We start from the raw sequence: 17,874 nt of genomic DNA, 5'->3' as shown, positions 1-17,874 counted from the left end.
GCGGTCGCTCAGCCGACGAGACGACGGCGGCCGAGGAGGTCGGCGGCCGAGATCTCCGACTCGTCGACGACACCCATCCGGGCGAAGCGCGAGTCGACGACGGGCACGTCTCCGGCCGGCACCGGGGCGGCCGTCGGACGGGATTCCGCCGCGGGAGTCTCCCGCACCGGGAGGCGCGTGACGGGCGGCGCGAGCTCGGCGGCCCGCTGTGACATCGCTTCGGCGAGGGCCGCAGCGCGGAGCCGCTCGTGGGCGTCCGCTTCCGCGATGACGCTCGCGGCGGTGGACCCCTGTGAGAGGTGGAGGGGCTTCGGGAGCGGAACCGGCGTCCACGTCGACTCGGGCACGACGTCGGCCTCGTACTCGAGGAGTTCGGCCGTCGTGTGGACGGTCGTCGCGGCCGGAACGGCCGAGACGGGGCGAGCGGCTCGCGTCGTGACACGGGCCATCCGGACGAGCAGCGCGACACACGCGATCGCGGTGGATCCACCCACGGCGAGCACCGGCCACGAGCCGGCGGTCCCGAACTGCACGCCGCCGACGGCGATAGCGGCGAGGGACGCGAAGAGGACGACGGTCGTCGTGAGGCGGGCACGACGACGCGACCGCGCGAGCGTCGCGGCGGCGGCCCCGGCGGACCGTTTGCGCGACTCGGCCTTGAGCTTGCGGGCGAGCGCCTCGGCCTCGGCTTTCGCGATCGCGGCCTGCTCGGCGCGGTGCTTCTTGAGGACCCGCTGCTGCTCGGCGACGCCACGAGCATTGGCCTCGATGCGGACCTCGGCGGGGACCTCCGAGGTCTCGGCGAGGATACGCAGGGTCTGCTGGAGGCGGACGGCGTTGCGTTCGGTTGCGATGAACTCGCTCCGGCGACGCCACGTCGGGATCAGGTAGAGGATCCAGAGCGCAGCGGCGATCGCGAACACCACACCACCACTCAGGATTCCACCACCGGCCATGTCCCTAAGGTAAGGGTTGAAGGTTCCCGAAGTCTGACGATGTGATGGGTGTGTTGCGGTAGATCCGGCCGATCAGCCCTCGGGAGTGACGAGGGGGCTCGCGGCCGCCGCGCGATCGGCCTCGGGGATCACGGTGGCGCCGCGAGGGACGCGGCCGTCCTTCCACCGCGCGAGCACTCCCCCGGGCACCTCTTCGCGCACGAGGGCGAAGCTGAAGTGGTCTGCCCACGAGCCGTTGATGTGGATGAAACGGCGACGCAGCCCCTCGTAACGGAAGCCGAGCTTCTCGACGACGCGCAGGCTCGCCGCGTTCTCCGGTCGGATGCAGATCTCCATGCGGTGGAGCCCCATCGTGAAGAACACGTGATCCGTCGCGAGCGCCACACTCGTCGGCGTGATGCCGTGGCCCGCGAATCGCTCAGCGACCCAGTAGCCGAGCGTCGCGCTCGAGACCGAGCCGTAGACGATCCCCGAGACGTTGAGCTGCCCCGCGATCTCGCCCCGGTACTCCATGACGAACGGCAGGCCCGTGCCCTGCCGGGCCTGGGACAGGAGGGAGCGGATGCTCCCCCGCATGTCCCACGGCCCGAGCGGGGCGTACGGGTTCGTGGCCTCCCACTTCCGCAGCCAGGAACGGTTCTCCATCAGCTCACGCTCGACGGCCTTCGCATCGCGCAAGCGGATGGAACGCATCGAGATGTCGCCGTCACGAAGGACGGGAAGCGGCGCTGCCATGGCAGTCCTTCCGCGGGGCCGGGCCCGTGATCAGTCGAGGTTGCCCGCGAAGTCCTTGAGCCAGGGGCCGAGATCGGCGCCGAGATCCTCACGGTCGAGAGCGAGCTGCACGATGGCCTTGATGTAGTCGAGGCGGTCGCCGGTGTCGTAGCGACGACCCCGGAAGATGACGCCGTAGACGCCGCCGGCGATCTCGTCGTCGGCCGCGAGCACCTGGAGGGCATCGGTGAGCTGGATCTCGTTGCCCTTGCCCGGCTCCGTCGTCTCGAGGACGTCGAAGACCTCGGGCCTGAGCACGTAGCGTCCGATGATCGCGAGGTTGGACGGGGCGTCCTCCTTCGCGGGCTTCTCGACGAGACCCGTGACCTTCACGACGTCAGGGTCGTCGGTGGCCGCGACCTCGGCGGCGCCGTAGAGGTGGATGGAGTCGGGGTCGACCTCGAGGAGCGCGATGATCGTCGCGTTACGACTCTCCTGCTCGTCGAGCATGCGCGTGAGGAGCGGGTCGCGCTCGTCGATGAGGTCGTCGCCGAGGAGCACGGCGAAGGGGTTGTCCCCCACGTGGCTCTTCGCGCGGAGCACGGCGTGACCGAGCCCCTTCGGGTCGCCCTGACGGAGGAAGTGGATGTCCGCGAGGTCCGTCGACTCCATCACGCGGGCGAGCTTCTTCTCGTCGCCCTTGGCGAGGAGGTTGTGCTCGAGCTCGGCGACGCGGTCGAAGTGGTTCGCGATCATGTTCTTGTTGCGGCCGATGATCATGAGGACGTCGTCGAGACCCGCACCCACCGCTTCCTCGACGACGTACTGGATGGCCGGCTTGTCGACGACCGGCAACATCTCCTTCGGCATCGCCTTGGTGGCCGGAAGGAAGCGCGTTCCCAGACCAGCAGCAGGAATGACGGCTTTTTGCACTCTCTGTCCCATGGGGCCAGCGTATCCACAAACGCCCTCTCGGCTCTGTCGAACTCACAGAGGACACGCCGACCGGACACCGGAACTAGAATGTGCGCATGACGACCGACACGGAGCACCGCAAACGCGCCCTCCGGGCCGAACTGCGTGAACGCCGGCAGAACCTCACCTCGTCCGAGCAGGAACACGCGTCCGCCGGCCTCACCGAGAACCTGCAATCCCTCACCCTCGCACTCAGCGCCCGATCCGTCGCCTGCTACCTCTCCGCCCCGTCGGAACCCGACACGCGTCCGTTCCTCACGTGGGCCCGGGCCGAGGGCATCCGCGTCCTCTTCCCCGTCAGCCGGGAGGACGGCCTGCTCGATTGGACCGTAGGGGAGGACGGCGTCGAACTCGTCGGCATGTTCGGCATGCCCGAACCCTCCGGCGAGCTGCTGAGCCCGCTCGCGATCAACGACGTCGACCTCATCCTCGTCCCGGCAGCGGCCATCGGTCGCGACGGCATGCGTATGGGCTGGGGCAAGGGCTACTTCGACAAGACGCTCGGCTCGATGGAGAAGTGCCCGCCGGTCTACGCCGTCGTCTACGACTCCGAACTCGTCGACGACGTCCCCCGGGAGCGTCACGACCAGCCGGTCAACGGCGTCGTCACGCCCGACCGCATCATCGACTTCTGACCGACGCGACGACGCTCCTCCGGTCCCGCCGTCACGGCTCCCGGCGACGCTCGACGCCCCTCACGACGCCCCTCACGACGCACACCAGCACCACACGACGAAAGACACCGATGCCCACCTACGCCTACCGCTGCGCCGATTGCGGAAACGCCTTCGACATGTACCAGTCCTTCAGCGACGCCACCCTCACCGAATGCCCCGTCTGCGGCGGCCGACTGCGCAAGGTCTACGGCTCGATCGGCGTGACCTTCAACGGGAGCGGCTTCTACCGGACGGACTCCCGCAACGGCACCTCCTCGAGCACACCCGCCACGGGATCGTCCGACTCCGGATCGAAGAGCGACTCTGGAGCGACGTCCGATTCTGGATCGAAGAGCGACTCGGGGTCGACGAGCGGATCCGGTTCGTCGAGCTCGGGCTCCTCGGGCTCGGGGTCCTCGGGCTCGGGGTCCTCGGGCTCAGGCTCGTCAGGCTCAGGCTCAGGCTCAGGCTCGAGCTCGTCAGGCTCAGGCTCGAGCTCGAGCTCGAGCTCCTCCACCGTCTGATCGCCGACCGGCGATGAGTCCACTCGCATCAGGGAACGAGGGAACACACGTGATCAAGGGCTTCAAGGAGTTCATCCTCCGCGGCAACGTCATCGACCTCGCGGTCGCCGTCGTCATCGGGGCGGCGTTCACCGCGGTCGTCACCGCGATCGTCGAGAACCTGTTCAACCCGCTCATCGGCGCGATCTTCAACGCCTCGACGCTCGAGAAGGCGCTCCCCGTCGTGATCCCGACGATGAGCGGCGGCGAGTCGATCATGTACATCGGCGCGATCATCGGCGCGATCCTCAACTTCCTCATCGTCGCGGCCGTGGTGTACTTCGCGTTCGTACTGCCGATCAACACCCTCAAGAAGCGGGCGGACAACCTCCTCGCGAAGAACCGCCCCGTCGGCGACAACGCGGCGCCGCTCGCGCCGACCGAGGTGGAACTGCTCGCGGAGATCCGCGATCTGCTGAGCGCCAGCGGAGCAGCGTCCGGCGAGGCCTCGATTCCCGCCACCCGGCGCGAGGCGCAGAACCGAGCGGAGCCGCAGGACCGACCGGAGGAGTAGGCGCACGATCGCTCAGCGGACGAGAGATTGCACGGCGAACGCACGCGATCGCAAGCGGATCGACCCGTCGTCCTCGAACGGCAGCTGCCGGTAGACGGCCGACCGCAGGGTGTCGACGGCTCCCGGTTCGAGGGATGCGATGTAGGTCGGTGCCGGCCCTTGACCTCCGAGCATCGGTTCCCAGTAGTCGCTGAAGTCGGCGAACGTCGTCTCGATCTCGATGTCCACCAACTCGACGTCGGCGAAACCGGACCCGCGGAAGCGCCGGGCCAGCTCGCTCGCACTCCAGGAGGCGAACCGACGCCCCTCGTGGAGTCGCCGCGCGATCGGGTCGAGCAGGATCGCCGTGTCCCAGAAGATCCGTATCGCGGACAGCGGGTACGAGTAGTCCCACACGTATGCACCGACCGTTCCCCCTGAGCGCGTCACACGCCGGGACTCGGCGAGAGCGACCGCGGGGTCCGCGAGGACGTTGAGGACGAGCGCCGAGACCGCGACGTCGACCGAAGCGTCGGGAAGGCCGACGTGCTCGGCGCTCTCGAGGCGGAAGTCCACAACGGGATCGTGCTCGAGCCGACGAGCGTGGTCGAGGTAGTGCTGGGACGTATCGGTCGCGAGCACCGACGACGGTCGCGCGTGCTCCAGGATCGAGGACGTGAGCGCACCCGTCCCGCACCCCGTCTCGAGCCAGCGCGCCTCCGGAGGGACGTCGATCCAGTCGACGAAGCTCGGGGCGACGAGTCGACTCCACCGGCCGATGTACGGCTCGTAGTGTTCAGCGTTTGTCCACGCGACGGCGGACGGTGAGAACTGCATCGGGCTGCCTCTCAGCGATGTTGACCTGTGGTCGCCCGTCCCTCCCGGTGCGCTGCGCCGTGCGGCGTCCTCAATGTATACACCCGCTCACCAGTGCGGCGGAACGTCCTGCCGCAATCGGTCGTCGTTCTCGCCGCGCGGACCGGGCGTGGAATCGGCGGAGGAAGGGGCGTCACCCCGGCGCGGCGCATCGGGCGACGGGTCGGTTCCGGGCGCCGGTTCGAGTCGCGCGCGACGGGAGCCCGCAACGCGACGGATGAGCTGACGCGGAGTGGACTCGCCCTCGTCCCCGCCCTCGCCCTCGCCCTCACGCGGCGCCTCAGGAGAACTGGGCACTCGGAGTGGAGCCTTCCGGGACGGGAGCGCCGAGGATCGACATGATGTTGCGCGCCACGGCCTCGGGATCGGCGAAGAGGTCGAAGCTGTGCACGCGCACGTAGTGCCAGCCGAGCCGGCGGAGCACGTCGGGTCGCAATCGCAACGATTCACGCAGCGACTCGAGACCGACCTCGGGGTCCGATTCGATCGCGACGGCCTTCGACCCGTAGGCGGCGACGAGCGCGATCGATCCGCGGTACCCGATCTCCACGTTGAGGCCGTAGCGGTAGAGGCGTTCGGCGAGGTCGATGAGCATCGGCTGCGCCCCCTCGGTCGCGGGCGGCCGGGGGTCGCGTCGCGGCGGCTCGCGGAGGATCTGCGCGAGAGCGACGATGCCGTACTGCATGCGCTCCGGGTCGATGTCCTCCGGCCGGATGCACGAGACGATGACCATCGACCGCCGGGCCCGCGTCATCCCGACGGCGAGCAGGCGATCACCTCCCGGTCGACCGAGCGCGCCGAACGTCGACAGCACGCGGCCGTGCGGCGTGACGCCGAAGCCGAGCGAGAAGATGACGCGATCGCGACTCTCCGCCTCCGACTGCTCGAGCGTGAGCACGGTGAAGGGCTCGGCCCGCTCCCGCAGGATGAACTCCGAGAGGTCGCTCCGACGCGAGAAGGCGTCGAGCACCGCCTGGTGGACGCGTGACGCGTGCTTCTCGCTCGCCGTGACGACCATGAGCGACTCACGGGGACGGTTGGTGGCGTGTTCGAGCACGAGGCTCACGACCCGCGCGACCTCGGGATCGACCGACTCGACCGTCCCCGTGACGGGGTCGGGCATGCCGTGGCCGTTCGCGACGTAATCGAGGGTGAGAGATCCGTGACCGAGGAACGAACCGGCCCACGGCAACGAGTCGATCTCCCCGCCGTAGAAGCGCTGGTTCACGAGTTCCGCGAGGTCCTCGCCGCCCGCGCGGTAGCTGCGGGTGAGGCCGAGACCCGGGAGGAGTTCGCCGAGGCGGGCGAAGGCCGAGCGGCTCGCGAGCTCGTCGACGTCGACGTCCGCGTCGGCCGCCGTCTCGTCCTGAGCGCCGACGGCGATCTGGAAGGGCGTGGGACTCTGCGTCACGGGGTCGCCGAAGACGACGACCTGCTTGGCACGACGGATCGCGCCGACGTTCTCCGAGAGGAGCGTCGCTCCCCCGTCGAGCAGGAACACCGCATCGAATCGCAGCGAGTCCGGGAGCGACGGCACGTCGTACGGCGACATCGCCCAGATGGGAGAAAGCGAGCGAGCGAGGTGCGGCGCGGCGCTCTCGACGTCCGCCGGCGTCACGGTGCCGTCGCCCCGCAACAGCGTGCGCAGGGCGTGGGCCTCGTCCGGCCAGTCGACGAGACCGATCTTCCACATGTCGGCGAGCATGCCGGCGAGGATCGCGCCGGACGCTGATGCGTGCGCTTCGTCCACGAGACGGAAGTCGGACTCGAGCCGGTCGATGACCTGGGTGTTCGCGCCGAGCAGCGCCTTGTCGTTCGACAGCGCGTTCTCGAGGACCGACTGCCACCACGCGAGCTCGAGCTCGTCGGCGACGAGGTGCTCGGGCACGTGGCGGCTCGACAGATCGACGAGGAGGTCGTGGAGACCTTTCTCGCGCAGCTCCGCGATGAGGGTCGTGCGCTCCTGGAGATTGTCCATGACCTGCGACTCGGCGGCGAGGCCCGACATCATGCGGACGAGTTCCCGGACCGGCGCGGCGACGAGACGGTCGGCCTCGGCTTCCCTGCCGAGCGGCGCGTCGAGGGCTCCGAGATCGGCGACGACGCGCTGGTACGCGACCTGCACGTCGGCGATGCCGAGGGGCACTTCGGGGGTGACGCCCGCGTCGACGTAGCGCTGCCAGAGGATGCGCTGCTGCTGAACACGACGCAGCGCGGCGTTGAGGTCCGAGATGTGCACGCCCGGGCGGACGTACTCCTTCGCGAGCTTCTTCAAGCGGCGGCGGTTCGCCGAGGACATCCCCGGCGACTCGCGTCGCGAGTCGGTGGCGGCGATGAGCTCGGCGAGCGAGCGGTCGAAGACGGACGGCACGAACTTGTCGAGTGTCTCCCGGACGTCGAGGAGGAGGCGCAAGTAGATGCCGAGCTCCTCGAGCGTCTCGAACGGGCGCATGCGCGTCTGCCCGATGAGTTCGTACCCGCGCTCGAGGAGTCGCGGGAGGTCGCTGCGGTTGAGCTTCTTGGCGAGCTCGTGGGTGGCCTTCGCGTCGGCCGTCGTGGCGAAGTGCGCGCCGTACCACGGGGAGTCGCCCGGACCGTACTGGAACTCGCCGAGCGCCGCAGCGTGCGCGAGCGCACGAGCGGTCTCGTCGCGGCCCTGTGCGAGGCGCGCGATCGAATCCATGCTGAGACGCGCGGCCGTCGACGGCGGTTCCGGCTTGTTCGCGAGTGCCGTCAGGGCGTCGAGCGCGTCGACGACGGAGACCCCGAGCATGTGGTCGATCGATACGAGGGACGAGCGGTAGTCGAGCAGCACCTTGCGCAGCCGGACGAGCGCGTCGTCGACGTCGGAGACGCGCGGCGCCTTCGCCTTCTCGTTGCGGGAGATCGCCGTGACGAGGTCGCGGCGGAGCGTCGCGGGGTGCGCGGCGAGGCCGGGCAGCCCGACGCCCGTGAAGCGGTGTCGCATGCCGTCGAGGCTCGACCGGCGGGGGCTCACGACGAGGACGCGCTTGTGCTTCGACACGAGTTCACCGAGCGCGTTGACGATCGTCTGCGTGCCGCCGGTACCCGGGAGCGTGCGCACGACGATCGACTGGCCGGCCACGATCTGCGCGATGACGTTCTCCTGCTCGGAGTCGGCGTCGAGGAGGAGCGTGTCGGTGGTCGGGGGCCGCTCGTCCTGCGGCACGGGGTCGACCGGCGAGCTCATCCCCTCGATGAGTCGACGCGAACCCGGGTTGCCGGCGAGAGCGTCGAGCACCGGGTGGTCGAGCGAGCGAGCGTCCTCGATGAGTCCGGCGCTCGCGTCGGCGAACGACGAGACGACGAGTCGCGGCTGCACGTTGAACCAGTCGAGGTGCGAGGTGAGTCCGCGCAAGCGGTCGATCACGGGCTGAGGCTTGAAGACGTCGCCGGCGTGGGCGAGGGCCTCGAAAGCCGTCGCGTCGAGCGTGATGCCGAACTGTTCGCGGAGCGCCCGCGCGAGCTCGGGGTTGAGCACGGTCGTGCCCGTGAGCTTCAACTCGAAGTCGTTGCCGTAGCGGCGGATGGCGAGCGGCCGGAGGAGGACCGGGGCACAGAAGTCCTCACCGTCCTTCCGCCAGTGCGCGAGACCGACGGCGAGATGCACCGCGCCGATGCCGCGCACGCTGCGGAGTTCGATGCCCTTCGACGTGATGAGGTCGGCGGAGACCTTCGCGCGCCGCAGCGCGACCTCGTCGCGGATCAGGTTCGACAAGAGCGTCGACTTGCCCGTGATGAACTGCGGCAGGCCGCCCGGGTGGGTCGCGCTCAACTCGATGGCCGTGTGCGCGGCGTCCACGAAGTGCAGGAGCGGCGACCGCCCGCCGACGTCGGCGAGCTCGGCTCGCCACTGCTCGCGCGTCCGGTCGGCGATGTTCGCCACGGTCACCGTGGGGTCGCCGAGGGAGAGGTCGTGCGGCTGGGTCGTGTTGGGACCGAGCACGTCGTCGCCTCCGGCGACGCCCTCGTTCTCGAGCACGCCGTCATCGTTTCGTCGATCTAGCCTCCACACACGGCCACCATAGGCGTGTCTCGCCCGGATTCCCGGTAATCCGCGCCGACGCGTTGCCGATTGGGTCGCGATCTACAACTCGACCCGGCGTCCGAACGTGCGCGGCGCCCGCGGTCGCGGCGAGCACTCGAGCGCAGGCGTGAGCCGGACGAGTTCGTGCGGCTGCAGGGCCGCGACGGTCGCGAACTGATCGATCGACCGGAATCCGCCGAGGCGATCGCGCTCCTTCACGACGCCCTTGGCCCGCTGACGCGTCATCCCCGGAAGGGACTGCAGCTCCTTCTGCGTCGCCGTGTTGACGTCGACGGGAGCCTCCGGCAGCGCATTTTCGCCGGCCCGGGAACGCGAGCGTGTCGACGGTCGACGGGTTTTCGGCTGAGCCGGTGTCGCCGCACGTGTCGAGGATTCCCGTCCCCGGCCGATCGCGCTCGACGCGCTCGGCCCGTCGGCGAGGTAGTCGGAGCCGAGGGTGCCGTCGCCCTCGAAGAGCGCGGCCGCCTCGGCGGGCACGTCCGCCCCCGATCGGGCGCGTCGGCGCGACCGCGTGACGGTGCGAGGGCGGCCTCCGCGACCGAACAGTCGCTCACCGCGCTCACGCCGCCCCCACAGCGTGCTGAGCCACCGGCGGTTGGCCGCGAGACCGTGCCCGATTCCCAGAACCCACAGTGCGCCGTTGAGCACGATGCCCCACGCGCCCCACGCATCGCTCGAGAAGGTCACGGTCGCGCTGAAGTAGGCGACGGCCGCGGCGATCCAGACGGGTCGGAGCACGGCGAAGCCGATGAACGCGAAACCGAGCCACGTCATGACTCCGCCCGGCAGGAGCACGAGGACGAGCCAGACGCTCGCGAAGACGAGCCAGCGCAGCGACGGCGCGTCGCCCTCGACCCTCCGCCGGTTCGTCGTGGTCGTCGTCACCGTCAGCCGCCTTGACGCACGTTGAGCACCATCGTGACGGTCGCGTCTTCGTCACGCGATTCCGAGACGAGCTCGAAACCGGCGGAGTCGGCGCGGGCGCGGATGCGATCGGCGACGGCCGCCTGGACGCGCCGCGCGTAGGCGGCGTCGAGCCGCGCGATGACGTCCTCCGCGATCGACGCGTCCGCGTCGACTCCGCCGTCGCGCGAGAAGTGGGCCTCCCACACGTCCTCATCGGTCAGCGTCATCGCGAGGACGTGGCCGTCGACGGTGGCCGTGACATCGCTCTCGCCGACGACGACGTCGACGGCTCCGATGTCGGCGAGGGCCGCGTCGAGCAGGCCGCTGTCCTTCATCCGGGTGCTGACGCTCACGGCGGTTCCGACGGAGTCGTCGGTCGGCGAGCCGCCCTGCCGTCCCTCGCGCCGCGCCGCCAATGCGGCCGTGAGTCCCGTGCCGCCCGCGAGGGAGGCCGCAGCGAGCGCAGCAGGAATCAAGAGGATCGTGACACTCATCGGTTCTTCTCCTTCCGGAGCGGGCCGTCTGCGCGGGCTCCGAGGTCGTCGAACAGGGCGGCGAGGGCGGCGTCGTCCGCCCAGCCGTTGACGTCGATCCGGCCGTCGACCGAGATGCGGATCTCCACGCGGTCGCCGGACTCCGCCGCCGCGGCGACGGCGCCGAGGGCCGCAGCGGCCTCGATGGCCGCGACCGTCTCGGTGTACGCCGGCGTCAGCGCCCGGATGCCCTGGTTCGTGGATCCGAGCCAGGGCCGACGGGCGTCGGGCCGATCGCGGAGGTACGGTCCGTCCACGAGGAGATCGGTCGCCGCGAGCAACGCGGCGATGTCGGACCGTTCGAGCGCCCACTCCGAGAGCGCGTCGAGGGTGTAGCCGCTGAAGGTCATGACGGTGAGACCCGCCGAGCGGTAGGCCGCCGCGACCTCGGCGAGCGCCGCGGCCTGATCGAACGGCTCGCCCCCGAGGAGCGTGACGCCTTCGACGCCCGCCGCAACCGATCGGGCGACGAGGTCGCGGGCGACGTCCTCCGTGGAGTCGAGACGGGCGCCGGCTGCGGCCCACAGGTGCGGGTTGAAGCACCCGGGACACCGGATGGAGCACCCCTGCACCCACAGCGCCGATCGACGGCCGGGTCCCTCGGCGATCGTCGATGCGAGGAAGCGCGACCAGCGGAGCGTCTCCCCCGACTCGTGCGCGGGGATCGGTCGCGCGAAGAGCTCAGCGACCGAGCGCATCGCGGTCCTCGGTGATCACGGAGTCGTCCTGGCCGACGCTCGAGCGGTAGTAGTCCTCGGTGAACGCGGACTCGGTCGTCTCCGCCTCGAGCATGTTCTCGAGCACGGCGATGTAGTCGAGGCACTCCGGCCCCTGCATGCCGAACGTCTCCGCGTGGACCGTTCCATCGGCCCGCACCTGCACGACGAGTCTCTTCTCCGCCATCAGCGTCTCCCCGCCCCCACCGTCGTCCCGGTCACGGTGGTCCCGCTCGCCGTCGTCCGGGTCATGGTCCTGGTCGTCCGGCTCATGGTCCTGGTCGTCCGGGCCACGGTCCTGGTCGTCCGGGCCACGGTCCTGGTCGTCCGGGCCACGGTCGTTGTCGTCGCGGTCGTCATCGCCGTCGTCGTCGCGGTCGTCATCGCCGTCGCGTTCATCAGAAGTCCACCGTCCGTCCGCCACGTCGCCTCGCGAGGTCGGAACCGGTCGCGGGCACACCGGGCGCCGCCGTCTCGTCGACGGGGTCGGCGTCCTCGCTGCCCGTCGCGCGCACGGCGCGCAGAGCCGCCCAACTCCGGATGCCGGCGACCTCCTCCGACTGGGTGACGGCGAGCGGGATCATCGAGGAGACCGCGTGCTCGAGGTCCTCGACCGTGACAGCCCGGCCAGCCGCGTACGCCTCGTACATCGCGACCACGACGGCCTGCTCGATCTCCGCTCCCGAGTACTCGTCGCTCGCTGCGCTCAATCGGGCGATCGCGGCGTCGTCGGCCGCGATCGCCGTGAGTCCGTTGGCGGGCGTCGCTTGCGAGCCGAGCTGGATGCGCCAGATCGCGTCGCGCTCGTGCGCCGTCGGCAGGTCCACGAAGAAGATCTCGTCGAAGCGGCCCTTCCGCAGGAACTCGGGCGGCAGGGAATCGATGTTGTTCGCCGTCGCGACGACGAAGACCGGCTTGCTCTTCTCCTGCAACCACGTGAGGAAGTACCCGAAGACGCGAGCGGTCGTACCGGAGTCACCCGTGCCCGTCGTGTTCGAGAACCCCTTCTCGATCTCGTCGACCCAGAGGATGCAGGGCGCGACGGCCTCGGCGGTCGCGATCGCCGTGCGGAGGTTCTGCTCCGACGAGCCCACGAGTCCCGCGAAGATCCGACCGATGTCGAGGCGCAGGAGCGGGATGTCCCATGACGCCGCCGTCGCCTTCGCCGTGAGCGACTTGCCGCAACCGGGGACGCCCGTGATGAGCACTCCCTTCGGCGCTGGCAGTCCGAACGCCTCGGCCTCGGCGAGCCACGAGCCGTCGCGCCGTGAGAGCCAGCGCTTGAGGTTGTTGAGGCCGCCGACCTGGTCGAGGTCGAGCCCTCCGTCGACGAAGTCGAGGAGACCCGCCTTTCGAACGGTCTGCCGCTTCTCGTCGACGATGACGTCGATGTCGTCGGACGTGAGCGCCCCGTCGTCGACCATGGCACGGGCGAAGGCGTTCTCGGCCTCCGCCATCGTGAGCCCCAGTGCCGCCTGCACCATCTTCTCGCGATCGGCTGCCGAAGCCGTGAGCCGGATCCGGCTGCTCCCCGACGTGTTGTTCTCGATCATCGTCTCGAGCAGCCACGCGAGGTCCTCCCGAGCCGGAAGGGGGAACTCGACGAGGTTGGTGAGCTTGTCGAGCTCGGGCGGGATGACACGGACGGGCGCCGTCACGATGAGGGCTCGCCCGAGGTCGCCGTGACGGAAGTCGATGACGGCCTCGCGCACCGTGCGAATGACGGCGGGGTCACCGGGCCGGGCCTCCGACCCGAAGTAGGCGTGCAGATCGCAGAAGACGAAGACCGCGTTCTCCGTCACACCCAGAGCGTGCTCGAGGGCACGGGCGGGGTTCGTCGTGTTCGCGATGACCTTCGACTCCGGGGACACGAGCCCGCTCGCCGACGACCACGTCCACACCTGGCGGGGGTGGCGGAGCTCACCGGCCGCCCGGCCGATCTCCTGAACGACCCGTTCCTCCTCGCTCGTCTCGATGTAGAGGAGGGGCAACCGCGCCTTGAACGCCTGGTCGAGGGTCTTCGCGAAATCGGGCATCTAGGGGGTCTCCTGCTCGGTGGGGGGCGTCGTATCGTCGGGATCCGGCGGGGTCGACGAGGTGGGCGTCGTTGTCCGCGTCGTCGATTCCTCGTCCGCGTAATCGTCGATGTCGACGACCCAGGCCCCCCGCTCGGCGTCGGACTCGATGCTCAGGACGACGACGTCCGAGGGCGACCACGAGTGCCGTTCCTTGAGGGGGTCGCTCTCGATGATGATGGACTCCTGGCCCTCTTCGCGGGTGTAAGCGGTGACGAAGAAGATGCCATCGCCCGCGAACTCGAAGAGCGCGCTGACGGCGCTGCCGCGGTAGAGGAGGAGGGCGTTTCCCTGGCCGGAGACGACGTCCGTGATCTCCTCGGCGTCGAGCTCGTCGATCTGGAGCGTCCACGGATCGTCGGACGTCACCCAGAGTTCGAGTGTCCCCTCGTAGGGGAACACCACGACGGGCAGCTCCGGTTGGGGGCTCCCCACGTCGAGCGGCCACTCGGCCTCCGGGAGGACGGTCTCCGGGTCGATGTCGCCGCTCTCGGTCATGTGGAGGTCGACGTAGACATCGCTCACCTGGGTCACCTGCAGCGGCTCCGTCGTCACGTCGTCGACGCGGATGACCGCGTTGCCGGTTCCCGAGTAGTACTCGTAACCGCCGCCGTCGATGAGTTCCATCTCCGGGAGGGTCTCGTCGAACCACGGGTAGTCGCCGTAGGAGTTGCCGTCCGCGGTGTCCCGCAGGGTCCCCGTGTCGGCGTTCCACTCGAGTCGCGCGAACGTCCCGAAGGCGATGACCGCCATGACGATGGCCCCGATCGTCCACGCCACACCCTGGAAGCGGGCGATGCTGCGGCGCGCGTCGGCCGACGTGACGCCGCCGGGCTCGACGGACTGTCCCGAACTCACAGCACCCACCCCCGACGGCACGATCGACGCGCCTTCGCGGCGATCACGGGCGCACTCGCCACCCTATCGAGAGCCCGACGAGTGTCGTGATGGGGAGCGGTCCCCACTCCTGGGGACGCCTAGCTGTTGACGAACTCCTCGGCGCCGAGGAGCTCGCGAACGCGCGGCGCGACCTCGGAGCCGTACAGCTCGATGCTGTGCATGAGATTCTCGTGCGGCATGGTGCCGTTCGCGTACTTGAGGTCGAAGCGGTCGAGCTCGAGCAGCTTCGCGGCCCGTGCGATCTTCGTCGCGACCGTCTCGGGCGAGCCGACGAAGAGCGCTCCCTCGGGCCCCGCCTCCGCCTCGAACCGTTCGCGTGTAATGGGCGGCCAGCCGCGCTCCCGGCCGATCCGGTCGAGGAGCACGCGGTAGTGCGGCCAGAGCTCGTCCTTGGCCTGCTCGTCCGTGTCCGAGACGTGGCCGGGCGAGTGCACGCCCACGGGCTGCAGCGGCTGGCCGAACTGTTCGAGCGCTTGCTTGTACAGCTTGACGAACGGGGCGAAACGGTGCGGCTCTCCCCCGATGATCGCGAGCATGAGGGGGAAGCCGTAGTGCGCCGCGCGAACGACCGACTCCGGGCTGCCGCCGACGCCGATCCACGTCTTCAGGAGGCCGTTCTCGATCGGCGGGTAGACCGACTGGTTCGATAGCGGGGCACGCGTGTTGCCGGTCCACGTGATGGGCTCCTGCTTGCGAACCTCCGCGAAGAGCTGCAGTTTCTCCTCGAAAAGCTCCTCGTACTGCGAGAGCTCGAAGCCGAAGAGCGGGAACGACTCGGTGAACGATCCGCGGCCGAGGATGATCTCCGCCCGGCCGTTCGACACGGCGTCGAGGGTCGCGAACCGCTGGAAGACGCGGATGGGATCGTCGGAACTCAGGACCGTCACCGCCGTACCGAGGTGGATGCGCTCCGTCTGCGCGGCGATCGCGGCGAGCAGAACCTCGGGGGCGGACACCGCGAAGTCCACGCGGTGGTGCTCGCCGATCCCGAAGTAGTCGAGGCCGAGGCTGTCGGCGAGACGCGCTTCCTCCACGAGATTGCGGAGGACCTGCGCGTGCGACAGCGTCTCCCCCGAGGCATCGACGCTCACATCGCCGAACGTGTCCAGGCCCAGTTCGAGCTTTTTCGCCATCGCGCTCATCCTCTTCCCCATCCCTCGTTCTATTCAGTTGAATCTATCTGAGGAGGGGAACCGTCGCCATGGTCTCGGTATTCCTCGGTCCGTGTCACGAGCATGTCACCCGGTCGTCATCTCCCGTCCGCCTCGCGCTCACCCAATCGTCGTGCCCGTCGGCGAGGGTTTTCTCATGCGGATCGCGATCGTCGCCGAATCCTTCCTCCCTCACATGAACGGGGTGACTCACTCGCTGCTGCGCGTGATGGAGCATCTCACCGAGCGCGGTGACGAGATGATCGTGATCGCCGCGCGCAGCGGGCGCCTCACCCCCGAGGAGCACGCGGGGGTGCGCGTCGACCAGGTGCCGTCGTTCACGCTCCCCCGGTATCCCAGCGTGCGCGTCGCGCCGGGCGGGTCGCGTCGACTCATCACGACGCTCGACCGCTTCCGGCCCGACGTCGTGCACCTCGCGTCGCCGTTCGTGCTCGGGTGGCGCGGACTCCTCGCGGCTCAGACGCTCGCGCTCCCGACCGTCGCCGTGTACCAGACCGAGATCCCGGCGTATGCGGCGCGCTACGGCATCCCCTACGCGGAGGAGCTGCTCTGGCAGCACGTCGACCGCATCCACTCGCAATCGACGCTCACGCTCGCCCCGTCGAGCGCCGCGATCCGCCAGCTCGAGGAGCGGAACATCGATCGCGTGCGTCTCTGGGTACGCGGGGTCGACGCCGAGCGCTTCGATCCGGCACGACGCTCCGAGGAGTGGCGCCGGTCTGTCGCGCCGAACGGCGAGCGCCTCGTCGGTTACGTCGGTCGCCTCGCCGCCGAGAAGCAGCTCGAGGATCTGGCGGCCCTCTCCGAGGTTCCGGGCACTCGCCTCGTGATCGTCGGCGACGGTCCGATCGGTCCGTCGCTCCGTCGACTCCTCCCGAAGGCACACTTCACAGGATTCCTCGGCGGTGACGATCTCGCGACGGTCATGGCGAGCCTCGACGTCTTCGTCCACCCCGGGGAGTCGGAGACGTTCTGTCAGACGATCCAGGAAGCCATGGCCTCGGGCGTGCCGGTCGTCGCGACCGGGCGAGGCGGACCCGTCGACCTCGTCGACTCGAGCCGCACCGGCTGGCTCTACACACCCGGGGATCTCGCCGGGATGGCCGACGCCGTGCGCGACCTCGTCGGCGATGACGGCAAGAGGGCGGCCTTCGGCCGTGCGGCGCGCGAGGCCGTGCGGACCCGCACCTGGAAGAGCGTCACCGGCGCCCTCGTCGGGCACTACAGCGACGCGATCGAACTCGCGTCCGGATCCACCATCCGGGTGCCGCGGCGCCGCCGATCCGGTCGCGCGTAGCGTCGGTCCGAGGAACATACCGGGCCAGGGACCTCCGCCCGGCTGTCTCTCCTCACGGGACTCTCGGCTCCCGGGGCTTTGCGCTCACGGGGCTCTCTGGGGTTCACGGGGCTTTGCGCTCACGGGGCTCTGGGGTTCACGGGGCTTTGCGCTCACGGGGCTCTGGGGTTCACGGGCTCTGCGCTCTGGGCTCACGGGCTCTGGGCCGGCGACAGACCGACCTTCCGGTGGGAGTCATGCTGGCAGACTGAACGGATGCGTATCCGTTCGTTCCAGCGCTCCGACACCGACGCCGTCGTCTCCCTGTGGGAGGCGTGCGGGCTGACGCGACCGTGGAACGACCCCCTGCGCGACATCGAGCGGAAGCTCACGGTGCAGCCGGAACTGTTCCTCGTCGGCGAGGCCGCGGCGCCGGACGGTACGGCGGCCCCGGATGACGGCGGCGCGCTGGTCGCGACCCTCATGGCCGGGTACGAGGGCCACCGCGGATGGCTCAATTACCTCGCCGTCGATCCGGCGCACCGTGGCCGCGGTTTCGGTCGTCTCCTCGTCTCGGAGGCGGAGACTCAGCTGGAAGCGCTCGGCTGCCCCAAGGTGAATCTGCAGGTCCGTGCCGACAACAGCGCCGCAATGCGCTTCTACGAGACCCTCGGATACGCCGCCGACGGCTCTGTGAGCATGGGGAAGCGGATCATTCCCGACTGACGGCGCCACGGTTACGATGACGTGGCGGCGCCTCTCCCCTGAGGGCGCTAGCCGGTGGCCGCGAGTGGTGGTCGTCCGCGTGTTTTCGTGACGTGGGTCCATTCGTGGTGTCCGGGTCCGCGGACGTGTGGGACTCCGTCGGGCATGCTGAGGCGCCAGGGTCCGGAGTCGATCTTCTGGTGGTGTCCCCAACACAGGAGCACTCCGTTGTCGACGTGAGTTCGGCCGCCGTGCCGGTGCGGGGTGACGTGGTGGACTTCGCACCAGC

Annotated in this window: 19 protein-coding genes and 1 pseudogene; 5 read left to right on the top strand and 15 right to left on the bottom strand. The window is 69.6% G+C overall.

Annotation, left to right across the window (positions count from 1 at the left end):
* Positions 1–8: 8 nt before the first annotated feature.
* From ELQ90_RS12210 to galU, 3 genes are all read right to left on the bottom strand, one after another.
* Complete coding sequence (locus ELQ90_RS12210) at positions 9–956, bottom strand: hypothetical protein (protein WP_128495576.1); 948 nt, start codon at positions 954–956, stop codon at positions 9–11.
* Between the two features lie 72 nt (positions 957–1,028).
* Positions 1,029–1,691: a GNAT family N-acetyltransferase gene (locus ELQ90_RS12205; RefSeq protein ID WP_128495575.1), complete on the bottom strand. Its 663-nt coding sequence runs from the start codon at positions 1,689–1,691 to the stop codon at positions 1,029–1,031.
* 30 nt (positions 1,692–1,721) lie between these two features.
* Positions 1,722–2,615, bottom strand: a complete 894-nt coding sequence (gene galU, locus ELQ90_RS12200; RefSeq protein ID WP_128495574.1) for a UTP--glucose-1-phosphate uridylyltransferase GalU — start codon at positions 2,613–2,615, stop codon at positions 1,722–1,724.
* An 86-nt stretch (positions 2,616–2,701) separates the two neighbouring features.
* Between galU and ELQ90_RS12195 the strand changes: the two genes are divergently transcribed.
* Positions 2,702–3,280: a 5-formyltetrahydrofolate cyclo-ligase gene (locus ELQ90_RS12195; RefSeq protein ID WP_128495573.1), complete on the top strand. Its 579-nt coding sequence runs from the start codon at positions 2,702–2,704 to the stop codon at positions 3,278–3,280.
* Between the two features lie 110 nt (positions 3,281–3,390).
* Positions 3,391–3,483: pseudogene (locus tag ELQ90_RS17140) on the top strand (FmdB family zinc ribbon protein); the annotation flags it as partial.
* A gap of 62 nt (positions 3,484–3,545) precedes the next feature.
* Here the strand turns inward: ELQ90_RS17140 and ELQ90_RS17135 are convergent.
* Positions 3,546–3,848 carry a hypothetical protein gene (locus ELQ90_RS17135; protein ID WP_341810332.1) on the bottom strand — a complete coding sequence of 101 codons (303 nt, stop codon included), beginning with the start codon at positions 3,846–3,848 and terminating at the stop codon, positions 3,546–3,548.
* Between the two features lie 29 nt (positions 3,849–3,877).
* Between ELQ90_RS17135 and mscL the strand changes: the two genes are divergently transcribed.
* Positions 3,878–4,378, top strand: a complete 501-nt coding sequence (mscL, locus tag ELQ90_RS12185; protein WP_424980823.1) for a large conductance mechanosensitive channel protein MscL — start codon at positions 3,878–3,880, stop codon at positions 4,376–4,378.
* A gap of 12 nt (positions 4,379–4,390) precedes the next feature.
* On the opposite strand, the gene ELQ90_RS12180 is transcribed toward mscL, so the two are convergent.
* The 10 genes from ELQ90_RS12180 to ELQ90_RS12135 form a co-directional block, all read right to left on the bottom strand.
* Positions 4,391–5,194 carry a class I SAM-dependent methyltransferase gene (locus tag ELQ90_RS12180; RefSeq protein WP_128495570.1) on the bottom strand — a complete coding sequence of 268 codons (804 nt, stop codon included), beginning with the start codon at positions 5,192–5,194 and terminating at the stop codon, positions 4,391–4,393.
* Between the two features lie 87 nt (positions 5,195–5,281).
* The gene (locus ELQ90_RS12175) at positions 5,282–5,530 is read right to left on the bottom strand and encodes a hypothetical protein (RefSeq protein WP_128495569.1); all 249 of its coding nucleotides are present in this window, start codon (positions 5,528–5,530) and stop codon (positions 5,282–5,284) included.
* Entirely contained in the window at positions 5,514–9,236 is a 3,723-nt protein-coding gene (locus tag ELQ90_RS12170; protein ID WP_243696161.1) for an AAA family ATPase, read from the bottom strand. Before ELQ90_RS12170 ends, ELQ90_RS12175 begins: the two co-directional genes overlap by 17 nt.
* 105 nt (positions 9,237–9,341) lie before the next feature.
* On the bottom strand, positions 9,342–10,187 hold the full coding sequence (locus tag ELQ90_RS12165; RefSeq protein WP_128495567.1) for a ComEA family DNA-binding protein: 846 nt from the start codon (positions 10,185–10,187) through the stop codon (positions 9,342–9,344).
* Between the two features lie 2 nt (positions 10,188–10,189).
* Positions 10,190–10,702 carry a hypothetical protein gene (locus ELQ90_RS12160; protein ID WP_128495566.1) on the bottom strand — a complete coding sequence of 171 codons (513 nt, stop codon included), beginning with the start codon at positions 10,700–10,702 and terminating at the stop codon, positions 10,190–10,192.
* Positions 10,699–11,439 carry a 4Fe-4S single cluster domain-containing protein gene (locus ELQ90_RS12155; RefSeq protein ID WP_128495565.1) on the bottom strand — a complete coding sequence of 247 codons (741 nt, stop codon included), beginning with the start codon at positions 11,437–11,439 and terminating at the stop codon, positions 10,699–10,701. The genes ELQ90_RS12160 and ELQ90_RS12155 overlap by 4 nt, the downstream gene beginning before the upstream one ends.
* The gene (locus ELQ90_RS17035) at positions 11,423–11,881 is read right to left on the bottom strand and encodes a DUF2997 domain-containing protein (protein WP_243696160.1); all 459 of its coding nucleotides are present in this window, start codon (positions 11,879–11,881) and stop codon (positions 11,423–11,425) included. The genes ELQ90_RS12155 and ELQ90_RS17035 overlap by 17 nt, the downstream gene beginning before the upstream one ends.
* Entirely contained in the window at positions 11,856–13,493 is a 1,638-nt protein-coding gene (locus ELQ90_RS12145; protein WP_128495564.1) for an AAA family ATPase, read from the bottom strand. The genes ELQ90_RS17035 and ELQ90_RS12145 overlap by 26 nt, the downstream gene beginning before the upstream one ends.
* Positions 13,494–14,390 carry a hypothetical protein gene (locus ELQ90_RS12140; RefSeq protein ID WP_128495563.1) on the bottom strand — a complete coding sequence of 299 codons (897 nt, stop codon included), beginning with the start codon at positions 14,388–14,390 and terminating at the stop codon, positions 13,494–13,496.
* A gap of 119 nt (positions 14,391–14,509) precedes the next feature.
* On the bottom strand, positions 14,510–15,565 hold the full coding sequence (locus tag ELQ90_RS12135; protein ID WP_128495562.1) for an LLM class flavin-dependent oxidoreductase: 1,056 nt from the start codon (positions 15,563–15,565) through the stop codon (positions 14,510–14,512).
* Between the two features lie 175 nt (positions 15,566–15,740).
* Between ELQ90_RS12135 and ELQ90_RS12130 the strand changes: the two genes are divergently transcribed.
* Positions 15,741–16,901: a glycosyltransferase family 4 protein gene (locus tag ELQ90_RS12130; RefSeq protein WP_128495561.1), complete on the top strand. Its 1,161-nt coding sequence runs from the start codon at positions 15,741–15,743 to the stop codon at positions 16,899–16,901.
* Between the two features lie 255 nt (positions 16,902–17,156).
* Entirely contained in the window at positions 17,157–17,606 is a 450-nt protein-coding gene (locus ELQ90_RS12125; protein WP_128495560.1) for a GNAT family acetyltransferase, read from the top strand.
* 47 nt (positions 17,607–17,653) lie between these two features.
* Here ELQ90_RS12125 and ELQ90_RS12120 read toward each other — a convergent pair.
* The coding region (locus tag ELQ90_RS12120) for an HNH endonuclease (protein ID WP_133425023.1) at positions 17,654–17,874 on the bottom strand (221 nt) is incomplete at its 5' end.

It is taken from the genome of Labedella phragmitis (genome assembly GCF_004078635.1).
Classification (GTDB): Bacteria; Actinomycetota; Actinomycetes; order Actinomycetales; family Microbacteriaceae; genus Labedella; species Labedella phragmitis.
Note: the sequence above shows the minus strand (reverse complement) of the source record. Positions and strands in the feature narration are given on the sequence as shown.